14 protein-coding genes are annotated in these 11,728 nt (G+C 32.8%); 8 read left to right on the forward strand and 6 right to left on the reverse strand.

The window, feature by feature from the left end; all coding sequences use genetic code 11:
* Positions 1–13: 13 nt before the first annotated feature.
* Genes ACLL8X_RS04550 through ACLL8X_RS04570 form a run of 5 tightly spaced genes read right to left on the reverse strand, consistent with a single transcriptional unit; the run spans position 14 to position 4,643 of the window.
* Complete coding sequence (locus tag ACLL8X_RS04550; RefSeq protein WP_411989759.1) at positions 14–679, reverse strand: ATP-binding cassette domain-containing protein; 666 nt, start codon at positions 677–679, stop codon at positions 14–16.
* Entirely contained in the window at positions 672–1,382 is a 711-nt protein-coding gene (locus tag ACLL8X_RS04555; protein ID WP_411989760.1) for an ATP-binding cassette domain-containing protein, read from the reverse strand. Before ACLL8X_RS04555 ends, ACLL8X_RS04550 begins: the two co-directional genes overlap by 8 nt.
* The gene (locus tag ACLL8X_RS04560; RefSeq protein ID WP_411989761.1) at positions 1,379–2,173 is read right to left on the reverse strand and encodes an ABC transporter permease; all 795 of its coding nucleotides are present in this window, start codon (positions 2,171–2,173) and stop codon (positions 1,379–1,381) included. The genes ACLL8X_RS04555 and ACLL8X_RS04560 overlap by 4 nt, the downstream gene beginning before the upstream one ends.
* Complete coding sequence (locus ACLL8X_RS04565; RefSeq protein ID WP_411989762.1) at positions 2,160–3,104, reverse strand: ABC transporter permease; 945 nt, start codon at positions 3,102–3,104, stop codon at positions 2,160–2,162. The genes ACLL8X_RS04560 and ACLL8X_RS04565 overlap by 14 nt, the downstream gene beginning before the upstream one ends.
* Positions 3,105–3,107: 3 nt before the next feature.
* Positions 3,108–4,643 carry an ABC transporter substrate-binding protein gene (locus ACLL8X_RS04570; protein WP_411989763.1) on the reverse strand — a complete coding sequence of 512 codons (1,536 nt, stop codon included), beginning with the start codon at positions 4,641–4,643 and terminating at the stop codon, positions 3,108–3,110.
* 125 nt (positions 4,644–4,768) lie between these two features.
* Between ACLL8X_RS04570 and ACLL8X_RS04575 the strand changes: the two genes are divergently transcribed.
* Positions 4,769–6,424 (forward strand): DUF262 domain-containing protein, encoded by a 1,656-nt coding sequence (locus ACLL8X_RS04575; protein ID WP_411989764.1) that lies wholly within the window; start codon positions 4,769–4,771, stop codon positions 6,422–6,424.
* Positions 6,425–6,538: 114 nt separating this feature from the next.
* Here the strand turns inward: ACLL8X_RS04575 and ACLL8X_RS04580 are convergent, their stop codons facing one another.
* Entirely contained in the window at positions 6,539–8,170 is a 1,632-nt protein-coding gene (locus ACLL8X_RS04580) for a multidrug ABC transporter permease/ATP-binding protein (protein ID WP_411989765.1), read from the reverse strand.
* A gap of 210 nt (positions 8,171–8,380) precedes the next feature.
* Between ACLL8X_RS04580 and infA the strand changes: the two genes are divergently transcribed.
* The 7 genes from infA (at position 8,381) to rplQ (ending at position 11,688) form a co-directional block, all read left to right on the forward strand.
* Entirely contained in the window at positions 8,381–8,599 is a 219-nt protein-coding gene (infA, locus tag ACLL8X_RS04585; protein WP_002781436.1) for a translation initiation factor IF-1, read from the forward strand.
* A gap of 172 nt (positions 8,600–8,771) precedes the next feature.
* A complete protein-coding gene (rpmJ, locus tag ACLL8X_RS04590; RefSeq protein WP_002781429.1) occupies positions 8,772–8,885 on the forward strand; it encodes a 50S ribosomal protein L36 in 114 nt (37 codons plus the stop codon).
* A 2-nt stretch (positions 8,886–8,887) separates the two neighbouring features.
* Complete coding sequence (gene rpsM, locus ACLL8X_RS04595) at positions 8,888–9,253, forward strand: 30S ribosomal protein S13 (protein ID WP_411989766.1); 366 nt, start codon at positions 8,888–8,890, stop codon at positions 9,251–9,253.
* A gap of 9 nt (positions 9,254–9,262) precedes the next feature.
* A complete protein-coding gene (gene rpsK, locus ACLL8X_RS04600; RefSeq protein ID WP_002779544.1) occupies positions 9,263–9,655 on the forward strand; it encodes a 30S ribosomal protein S11 in 393 nt (130 codons plus the stop codon).
* Positions 9,656–9,678: 23 nt separating this feature from the next.
* The gene (rpsD, locus tag ACLL8X_RS04605; RefSeq protein WP_411989767.1) at positions 9,679–10,305 is read left to right on the forward strand and encodes a 30S ribosomal protein S4; all 627 of its coding nucleotides are present in this window, start codon (positions 9,679–9,681) and stop codon (positions 10,303–10,305) included.
* Positions 10,306–10,317: 12 nt separating this feature from the next.
* On the forward strand, positions 10,318–11,331 hold the full coding sequence (locus ACLL8X_RS04610) for a DNA-directed RNA polymerase subunit alpha (protein WP_411989768.1): 1,014 nt from the start codon (positions 10,318–10,320) through the stop codon (positions 11,329–11,331).
* Between the two features lie 3 nt (positions 11,332–11,334).
* Complete coding sequence (gene rplQ, locus ACLL8X_RS04615) at positions 11,335–11,688, forward strand: 50S ribosomal protein L17 (protein ID WP_411989769.1); 354 nt, start codon at positions 11,335–11,337, stop codon at positions 11,686–11,688.
* Positions 11,689–11,728 lie beyond the last annotated feature (40 nt).

Genomic DNA, 11,728 nt, shown 5'->3' on the forward strand with positions numbered 1-11,728 from the left:
GAAACTTATATTTTTAAAGTTTTATTTTTTTATAATCAAATTTACAAAAAATATCATTTTGATGGCTTATGAAAATATAAGAAATACCGCTTTTTTGTTGATAATCATACAAAAAATTTAAAAGTTCTTTGGAATTTTTTGTATCAAGAGCAGAAGTAATTTCATCTAAAATAAGCAATTTAGGCTTTAAAATCAAAGCACGGATAAGCCCTACACGAGCCGCTTCACCTCCGCTTAATTCATAGGGTTTTTGTTCTAAAATTTGTTTTTTTAAATTAAAAAAATCAAAAAATTCCAAAATGAGCTTCTCATCTTTTTGCAAGGCAAAATTTTCTAAGCCATCTTGTATGAGATTTTTGATTTTTTTATAAGGATTTAAAGCCATTTTTTGGTCTTGAAAACAATACTGAATTTCCCTTCTTAATAGTCTTTGTTTGTTTTTATCAAGCTTGTGCAAGTTAAGATTTTTATACCAAACTTCGCCCTTACTGGGCTTTTCTAAAAAGCAAAGAACTCTAGCTAAAGTGCTTTTACCCGCACCGCTTTTGCCTAAAATCATCAAATTCTCATTTTCTTTCAAAGAAAAATTGACCTTATCAAAAATAATACGCCTTTCTTTTTTCAAATACCAATGCTTTTTAAACTCATAACATTGGGCGAGCTTACAAACCCTAAGCATTGAAATGCCTTAAAAACTCATCTAAGCTATACAAATTTGAACCCTTTTTTTCTAGCATTAAAATTTCATCGCCCAAAGAATGCACTAAATTTAAATCGTGAGTGATACAAACTAAGGCTGTGTTTTTTTTTAATTCTTCTAAAATAGCTATAATCTTAGCCCTATTTTCCTCATCTAAAGAAGCTGTGATTTCATCACAAATTAAAATTTCAGGCTTATTTAGCAAGGCTAAAGCCAAACTCACCCTTCTTGCCATACCCAAACTAAGCTCATTAGCATAAGAATGCCACAAATTATCCCTATCTTCAAAACCTAATTTTTCAAAATAAGAAAAAGCATAGTCTTTTCTTTCTTTTTTATTCAATTTTGTATGGGTTTTTAAAACAAGATGGCATAAATTTCCCACATCTAAATAAGGATAAAGACTAAGCTCGGCATCTTGTAAAACAAGTGCTACTTTAGAGCGAAATTCTCTTAAGGCATCTTTGTCAAAATCAAAAATACAAGTTTTATGAAAACTTAGCTCTTCAAAACTCATTTTAAAGCCAGAATCCAAAAGCCCCACTAAAGCCTTTCCCAACAGGCTTTTTCCTATTCCACTTTCGCCCAGTATCATCAAAGCCTTGCCTGTTTTTATATCTAGATTGATATTTTTAAGCAGGGTATTATTTTTCACACTGATATTTAAATTTCTCACTCTCAAGTTCTTACGCTCCAAATTTTTTGCAAAAAATTACCCAGCCACAAAAGGGGCAAAAAAAGCAAAAGCAAGGTTAAAAGCGGAAAAAATATCATCCACCAAGCTCCTATAAAAACAGCTTTTGAAGAGTCATTAAGCAAAGTTCCTAAGCTTGGAATTTCAAAACCCAGCCCCAGTCCAAAAAAACTTAAAGTCGCCTCTGTGGCGATTGCGTGGATTATATTAAATATAAAAAGTGTAAAAATGAGTGTTTTTAAAGCGGGCAAAAGGTCCTTAAAAAAGGCTCTAAACTCAGTTCTTCCAAGCACGATATTTGCCTTATAAAAGTCTAAATTTTCAAGTCTTTTTAATTCACTTTCCATAATCCTTGCTATAAAACACCAATGAATAATGGCGATTAAAAAAATCATCAAAAAGATATTTGAAGCCACAAAACTTTGGAAAAACATCATAAGTAAAAAAGCGGGCAAGGCTAAAAAAAACTCTAAAATTCGCATCCAAAAAGCATAAAAAAAACACCTAGCCAAAAGCAAATAACAAAGAGCAAAAATTATAGCCAATAAAGAGCTTGAAATGCCTATTATCAAAGAAGTTCTCAAGGCAAAAAGCAAACGCGAAAACAAATCCCTGCCTAAAAAATCCGTTCCTAAAATATAAGTAAAATTAGGAGTTTGGTGCAAACTCTCTAAATGAGTGCTTAAAATATCAAAAGGGGCTAAAAAAGGTGCAAACAAGGCACAAAAAAACAAAATCCCTAAAGGCACAAGGCACAAAATGATTTTAAACAAAATCAAGCCTTCTTAATCTAGGATTTAAAACTCTTGCTAAAATATCGCTTAAAAAGGTAAAAAACGCCGCAAGTAAAACGCTAAAAAATATAAGCGCTAACACAACAGGATAATCCTTAAAAATAATACTTTTAAAAAGCAAACTCCCAAGTCCTTCATAGACAAAAACACTTTCTACCACATAAGTTCCCATCATAAAGCTCAAAGCTGCCCCACCAAAATAAGCTATAATAGGACTTAAAGAATATTTCAAAACCAAAAAATAAATATCCTTATCCCTTAAAGCTCTAGCGTATAAATTTTGGATAAAAATTTGCGAAAAGCTTTCATTGATAGAAGTTCTAGCAATCCTTAAAAATAAAGCCAAATGCGATAAAACAAGCACTAAAACAGGCAAGATTAAATGCTTAAAGCGGTTTAGAATATCTTCTTCAAAACCTATATCGCTTGTCCCCATCACAGGCAAAACCTGCCAAAAAATTCCAAAAAGCAAAACAAAAAATAAAGCCAAAGCAAAAGGCGGCAGGGCAAAAAAATTGAAGGCTAAAAAAGTGATGATTTTGTCTATAAAACTTTCTTTATAATAATGCCCCAAAAGTGCCAAAAAAACGCTGAGTAAAAACAAAAGCATTAAGGCACTCAAACCTAAGATTAAGGTATTAAAAAGCCTTTCTTTAATGAGCTTTGCCACGCTTTCTCCGCTTAAAAAAGAAAGTCCTAAATCGCCTTTTACAGCCTTAAAAAGCCAGAGTTTATACTGCTCTAGCAAGGGTTTATCAAGCCCTAAATTCTGCTCTATTCTTTGGATAAATTCCTTACTTTGCGAATTTACCCCGCTCGCATAAGCTACGCCCCCCTTGCTAAAATGCAATAAAACAAAGCACAAAAAAGTGCTAAAAAACGCTATAAAAATACTAAAAATAAAGCGTTTTAACACAACTTATTTACTCCATTCATAAACATTCCAAGTAAAGCCCACTCCGTGATGTCCTAAATTCCTTGCTTTAACACCCTTAAGCTCTTTATCATAAACCAAAGCAAAATCCAAATAAGCTAGAAAAATAAAAGGCGGATTTTCATATAAGGCGGAGATAAATTCTTTATAATGCTTTTTTCTCTCTTCTAAATTTAGGGTATTTCTTGCCTTTTGCAAGGCAGTATCCACAGCCTTATCGCTATAATGTCCAAAATTCCAGCCTTCATTATTTAAAGCACTATCTTGTGAGCTTTCAAATACTCTAAAGGTATGAAAATCGGGGTCTAAAGGACTTCCCCAGCCTATTAAAAAGCTATCAACCTTAGAATAATCAAAGCTTCCAGAAGGTTTAGCCATCACCTTAGTTTGCACGCCGATTTTTTTAAATTCACTCTGTAAAATCCCTGCTAAACTCACTCTTAAAGGGTCATTACTCATAGCCCAAATTTCAAATTCCAACACCTTGCCATCTTTTTCAAAATTCCCTTCTTTATTTTTTTTAAAGCCCAAACTTAAAAGCAAATCTTGTGCTTTTTTAGGATTATACTCATAGCTTTTAAAATCACTAGGATTTGCCCAAGAATTTTGCAAAGGATGCTGGGCGATAAAACCATAACCATGCAAGAGCTTTTCTACTATACTCTTTCTATCCACAGCGTAATTTAAAGCCTGTCTTACCTTCACATCCTTTAAAAATTCATTATTAAGATTAAACATCAAGGCTCTATAATCAGCCGATTTTTCACGCAAAATCTTAAAATTCGTATCATTTTTAAAAATATTTAGCAAAGAAACATCAATCAAAGCCGCATCAATTTTGCCATTTTTAAGCTCCACACTCGCAATAGAAGGATCAGGAATGTGCTTGATGATAAGCTTTGGGGTTTTAACCTGAGTAAGATAAAAATTCTCATTCGCTTTAAATTCAACATATTCGCCTTTTTTCCATTTTACGAATTTATAAGCACCTGTGCCTATGGGGTTTTGATTAAAAGCAGTGGTGTTTAAATTTTCATTTTCAAGCAAATGCTTAGGCAGCATTCCTATGCTTAAAGCGTCCAATAAGGCAGGAAAAGGCTTAAAAAGCGTGATTTTAAGATGATAAGGATTTAAAATTTCCACACTTTTAATAGCTTCAAAATTCACATAAACTGAAGAATTATTTTTAGGATTTTTAAAGGCTTCAAGGCTAAATTTCACATCTTCAGCACTGAATTTTACCCCATCTTGCCACAAAACATCGTCCCTTAAAAAAATATCATAAACAAGCCCATCCTTGCTAATATCCCAAGATTTTGCTAAATCGGGCTTTAAATTCATATTTTCATCAAAACGCGTAAGCCCTGAAAAAACGAGATTAATCACGGCATCGTGGTCTTCGCTATAAGCGGGATTGATACGCGTAATTTCATTTTCAACTGCGATAATTAAAGTATCTTTAGGGGTTTTAGCCTGTAAATTGATAAACAATAACAAAACAAAAAGTAAAAATCTAAACATAAAAAGCCTTTCTTAAATTTAAAATGAATGAAGATTATAAGATAAAAAAAATCAAGGCACAAGCCTATGGGGGGGGGGGGTATGTTTTTTTTTGATATAATCATTCTTTATTAAAAGGAGAAAATATGAAAATAGAAGCCAGTATAAGCACCTTAGAATACATCTTAGCTGATAATAAAAAATTCTATCAAATACCTGATTATCAAAGACCTTATTCTTGGGATAAAGAAAATTTATCAAATTTGATGGATGATTTATTCAATGCCTTTACGCAAAATAAAGAAGAAGATTATTTTTGCGGTTCTTTGGTTTTAGTGATGAATGAAAAAGATAAAAGATTTGACATCATAGACGGACAACAAAGAATGACCACTTTTATTATTTTAGCTCGTGTTTTAAAGGCTTTATATATAGAAGAAATAGGGCAAAAAGCTAAAGATTTTATCGAAGCTTCCATACAAGATAGATACGAAGAAACAAAGAGAAAATTAAGATTTTTAACTAGTGAGCAAAATCAACTTAGCTTTGAGCAAGATGTTTTAAAAGAATTAAAATTTAAAAAACTAAATGAAAATAAAATAGAAGATGAATTTAAAGATAATAAATATCTTCAAAACGCTCATTATTTTAAAAATATTTTATCAAGTGCAGAATGGGCTGAGATAAATAAGAATGATTTTATAGTTTGGATGTATGAAAAAATAGTGCTAACGCTTGTTATTTGCCCATCACAAGATAGTGCTATAAAAATATTTGGCGTTTTAAACGATAGGGGTATGCCTTTAAATGCGGTTGATATTTTAAAAGCATCTCTCATGCGTGATTTAAGCGATGAGGATAAAAAAGCTTTCATAGCCACTTGGAATGAGCTTGATAAAAGAATGCAAGATAATCATTTAAGCCTGTATTCGCTATTTGAAGCGTATTTGTATTTTAGTATCGCCGAAAATCCCAAACAAAGACTGGATAAGGAGTTATTAAATTATTTTAAAGAGCATAATAAAAAAGCCTTAGAAATCATCCACGAAATAGCTAATTTTTCAAAATCCTATATTGAAGTGCTAAAAATGAAAGATAAGTATATCTACTGCTTAAAATACCTAAAACACAGCATTTATTACACTAGCATACTCACAGCGGCTAAATTTATAAAATATAAGCATTTTGATGGACTTAAACAAATGCTTTTGTCTTATTATTATAAAAATTGGATTGCTGGAAATACTGCTGCAACCATAAAATCAACCAGTTTTAAAATTTTAAAAAAGGTAAAAAATCACTCAGAATTGGGCGAAATAAAACAAATCATACAAGAAAATATGTACAAAAAGAATGTAGAAGAATATTTTATATCAAATTTAGAATATAGTTTTGTTTATGGCAAACACTGGCTTAAGCCTATTTTGCTTATGCTTGAATATTTTGCAAGTGATGATAAACACCACGCTTTTATACCTCTAAACGATGATACGCAAATTGAGCATATACTGCCTAAGGAATATAAAGCTTACAAATGGGATGAAATTTTTACAGAAGAGCAAAGAAAAGAATGGACTAATTCTTTAGCCAATTTAACCCTATTGCGTCAAAGAAAAAATGCGCAAAGCTTAAACTATGATTTTAAGAAAAAGAAAGAAATTTACACGAATAAAGAAGAGCTTAAAACTTGCTATCATATCACTATGGACCTTGCTTATAATTATGATGAGTGGAATGTGGCTGCTCTTGAAAAAAGAAAAGAATGGCTAAGGGATAAAATTTCAAAGATTTTAAGTATTTAACTGGGCTTTAAATTTCCTTGCTTTTGCCTAAAAATACATAAATCATTAAATAAAATTTTTAATGCTTTTTATCAAAAAATCATAGAACAAGAAAAAGCAAAATGATGGCGAATTTTAATCGAATTTTTCTACCAAATTTTTTGCTTTTTCCTTGATGTTTTCACCCTTTAATTCGCTGATATTGCCATTTTGAGCTAAGAAAATTCTATCCGCACTATCAAAATAAGCATCATCGTGAGTTATAGCAAAAATCGTTTTGCCCTGCTCTTTTAACAAAGGTAAAAGTTTTTTATAAAAAAACCTTCGAAAAACAGGGTCTTGGTCAGCCGCCCACTCATCAAGCACCAAAACATCCCTTTCTTCAAGCAAGGCTATAAGCATAGCCAAACGCTTTTTTTGTCCGGTAGAAAGCTCGGTTAAGCTAAGTTCATTATCCCTAACGCTAGTCTTATCTTTAAGTTCTAAAAATTCAAGCCAAAAGGCGATTTTTTCTTCACTTGCAAAATTTTCCTTGCTTAAGGTTTGAGTAAAAAGATGAAAATCACTAAACACAGCTGAAATCAGTGAGCGATATTCATTTAAATTCTTATCATCTATAAGCTTATCATCGACATAAATTCCGCCTCCACTTGGCTTAAAAAGCCCCGTTAAAAGCATACAAAAGGTAGATTTTCCACTCCCATTTTTGCCGATTAAAAAAACAAGCTCACCCTTTTTAAGCTCTATATTTACAGGGTTTAAATGAAAATTTTCTTCATAAGCAAATTCTGTATCCTTAAAAGAAATTTTCTCCCATTTGCTTATATAGCGTTCATTTTCAAAGCCTTGTATATAGGCGTCTAATTCTAATTTTGCGATTTTATCTAGGGCAATTTTTGCCAAAAGCAAGGTAGGAAATGAGCCTATCATCGATACCAAAGGCGTGCGTAAAAATAAAATAGAAAGAGCTATGGTCGTAGCATCAGCCACACTAGCCCATTTAAATTCCAAGGCTAAATAAAACTCCACTCCCACTAAGGCTAGAAGGCTTACATTAGTCCAGTTGTTTGAAAGGTTGTTAAAAAGATTGCCTAGGGTGCTATTTTTCTTTTTCAATCTTGCATTACTCTCAAATTCACTCTCATAATAAAGCTTGGCTCTAGTTCGGTTAATCAAAAGCTCCTTGTGTCCATCAAGTATATTTTGGTAATTATTTTGCAAAGCATCATCATTCTCCCTTGCCTTGCGAAAATACCGATATACCTTCATCATCAAAAAATTATTACTAAGAAAAACCACTATAATCCACAGCGAACAAAGTGTGAAAATAGGAGGGGAAAGATAGCACAAATAAGCACTGGTGCAAAGGATAAGAATGCTTGATTGTAAAAAATCAGGCAGTCTTAAAAGCCCAAAAGATATATTTCTTACATCACTTCCTAAAGAAGCTAAAATCCTTGCCTTGCCTACCTTAGCCACTCTTAACAAGGGCGTATCTAAAATTTGCTTTACCACACGCCTTTGCATAGCAAAAATAAAATTTTGCCCAAAAATACTTAGGGCTAATTCCACCATAGTCGAGCTTATAAAAAACAACACAAGCAAGGCTAGGAAGTAAAAAATAGGGATATTTTGGGCATTTTTAAGCAAATAATCGTTAATAAAAACAAGGATTAAAACCCCAAAAATACTTGTTATAAAAGAAAAAAGTAAAAAAGAAATGAATTTAAATTTATTTTGCTTAAGCAATTCTACTATAAAAGACATTTATAAACTCCAAAAAAATAATAAAGACAAAATTATAACCTTAAATGAATGATTTTCAGCCAAAAAAATTTTTTCCCATCTTGTAAATGCCTCTAGGCTAAAATAAATCATTCTTGCTTGAATTTAGAATGGCAAAAAGCTTAATTAAGTAAAAATTTCAATAATTTTTGCTAAAATACCCGCTTTTAAATTCAGTGAAAGGAGAGAATTTTGGCAAAAGATGATGTGATTGAAATTGACGGCACAGTGCTTGAAGCCTTACCTAATGCAAATTTCAAGGTCGAACTTGATAATAAGCATGTGATTTTATGTCATATTGCAGGAAAAATGCGTATGCACTATATAAGGATTATGCCCGGAGATAAGGTCAAAGTAGAGCTAACGCCTTATAGCCTTGATAAGGGGCGTATAACTTTTAGATATAAATAATCTAAGTTATTTAAAAGCTAATTTTAGATAAAATTAGAGTTTTTGCGACAAATTACATCGAACTAGTATGAAGAAGTATTTTTAAAATCCACCACTTATTTTGAAAATAGTTGGTTATTCATAAAACCTGATGTAGTCGTAAATCAAGTGGAATTTACTCAAGGAGACGCTCATGAAAGTGAGACCATCGGTTAAAAAGATGTGCGACAAGTGCAAAGTAGTTCGCCGCAAAGGCGTGGTTCGCATTATTTGCGAAAACCCAAAACATAAACAAAGACAAGGATAAATATGGCTCGTATTGCAGGTGTGGATTTACCAAAGAAAAAAAGAGTTGAGTATGGACTTACCTATATCTATGGCATAGGGCTTTTTACTTCAAGAAAAATTCTAGATAAAGTAAGAATTTCTTATGATAAAAGAGTTCATGAGTTAAGCGAAGATGAAGCAGCAGCTATCCGCAAAGAAATTCAAGAAAATTATAGGGTTGAAGGGGATTTGAGAAAACAAGTTGCTATGGATATTAAAGCACTTATGGATTTAGGAAGCTTTAGGGGCTTAAGACACAGAAAAGGCTTACCTGTTCGCGGACAAAAAACAAAAACAAATGCAAGAACTAGAAAAGGTAAGAGAAAAACTGTGGGTGCAAAATCATAAGGATAAATCATGGCAAAAAGAAAAATTGTAAAGAAAAAAGTAGTTAAAAAAAATATAGCAAAAGGTATTGTTTATATCAGTGCAACTTTTAACAATACTATGGTTACAGTAACAGATGAAATGGGAAATGCGATTGCTTGGAGTAGTGCAGGGGGATTGGGATTTAAAGGTTCTAAAAAATCAACTCCTTATGCAGCACAACAAGCAGTAGAAGACGCTTTAAATAAAGCAAAAGAACACGGAATCAAAGAAGTAGGCATTAAAGTGCAAGGACCAGGAAGCGGTAGAGAAACTGCTGTTAAGAGTGTAGGTGCTATGGAAGGAATTAAAGTAACTTTCTTAAAAGATATTACTCCCTTAGCCCACAATGGTTGCAGACCGCCTAAGCGTCGTCGTGTCTAAGATAAAAAATTTAGGAGAATATTATGGCAAGATATAGAGGACCAGTAGAAAAATTAGAAAGACGCTTTGGTGTTAGCTTAGCCTTAAAAGGAGAAAGAAGACTAAGCGGCAAAAGCGCACTAGATAAACGCCCTTATGCACCCGGACAGCACGGAGCAAGAAAGGGTAAAATCAGCGAATATGGACTTCAATTAAGAGAAAAACAAAAAGCTAAATTTATGTATGGAGTAAGTGAAAAGCAATTCCGCCGTTTATTTGCTGAAGCAGCAAGAAGGGAAGGCAATACGGGGGTATTACTTATCCAACTTTTAGAGCAAAGATTAGACAATGTAGTATATAGAATGGGTTTTGCCTCAACACGCCGTTTTGCAAGACAGCTTGTAACTCACGGGCATATTTTGGTAAATGGTAAAAGAGTGGATATTCCTAGCTTTAGAGTAGAAGCGGGTGCTAAAATCGAAATCATCGAAAAAAGCAAAAACAATCCACAAATAACAAGAGCTATCGAACTTACAGCACAAACTGGAATCGTTGCTTGGGTTGATGTTGAAAAAGACAAGAGATTTGGAATTTTCACAAGAAAACCTGAAAGAGAAGAAGTTGTCATTCCGGTTGAGGAAAGATTTATCGTTGAGCTTTACTCTAAGTAATAGGGGCTAAATATGAGAAATATCACAACATCTGCTTATACGCCAACAGAATTTACCATAGAAAATATTAGTGATACTGTGGCTAAAATCAGTGCTTGGCCTTTTGAGATTGGCTATGGGATTACCCTAGCCCATCCTTTACGCCGTTTGCTTTATACTAGCACCATAGGCTACGCTCCAACTGCTATTCATATTGATGGAGTCGCTCACGAATTTGATAGTATGCATGGTATGCTTGAAGATATAGCCCTTTTTATCATCCATCTTAAAAAATTGCGTTTTAGACTCAAAGGGGATTCTAATAAAGAAGTCGTGGAATTTAGCTTTAAAGGCTCAAAAGAAATTTACGGCAAAGATTTAAATAATGAGCTTGTAGAAGTGGTTAATAAAGACGCCTATTTAGCAACCATTAACGAAGATGCTGAACTCAAATTTACCCTAATCGTTGAAAAAGGTATAGGCTATGTTCCAAGCGAGGAAATTAAAGAACTTTTAAACGACTCTAAATTTATAGCCTTAGATGCTTTCTTTACGCCTGTAAGAGAAGCGACCTATGATATAGAAAAGGTTTTATTTGAAGATAATCCTGATTATGAAAAAGTGGTTTTAACCATAACAACTGATGGACAAATCACCCCAAATGAAGCTTTTCAAAATGCTTTAGAAGCTATGTATAAACAATTATCAGTCTTTGATAAAATTACCAATGTTAGAAGCGTGATTAAAAGCCAAGCAACAAGCAATGAATTAGAAAATACTAAATTATTGCAAAACATTACAGATTTAAATTTAAGTGCTAGAAGCTACAATTGTCTTGAAAAAGCAGGAGTGGTTTATATAGGTGAGCTTGCTTTAATGAGTGTAAATGAACTTGCAGGACTTAAAAATTTAGGTAAAAAATCCCTTGATGAAATTAAAAGCATCATGGAAAGCATAGGTTTTCCAGTAGGAACTTCTAAGCTTAGCGATAATAAAGAAATACTCAAAAATAAAATCGCAGAATTAAAAGCACAAAACGAAGGATAAAAAATGAGACATAAACACGGATATAGAAAACTTGGCAGAACTTCATCACATCGTGCTGCCCTACTTAAAAATTTAACTATAGCTTTAGTCAATAGTGGAAAAATCGAAACCACCCTACCCAAAGCCAAAGAATTAAGAGGCTATGTAGAAAGATTGATTACTAGAGCAAGACTTGGAGATTTTAACGCTCATAGAGCTGTTTTTGCTTCCTTGCAAGATAAAAATGCTACGAATAAATTAGTAACACAAATTGCTCCAAAATTCAAAGAACGCAGTGGGGGCTATACTAGAATCATCAAGACAAGAATCCGCCGTGGCGATGCGGCTGAAATGGCTTTCATCGAATTTGTAGCCTAATCAAATCCTAGCTTTTGCTAGGATTAATACTTCAATATTC

The organism is Campylobacter parajejuni (genome assembly GCF_046764905.1).
Taxonomy (GTDB): Bacteria; Campylobacterota; Campylobacteria; order Campylobacterales; family Campylobacteraceae; genus Campylobacter_D.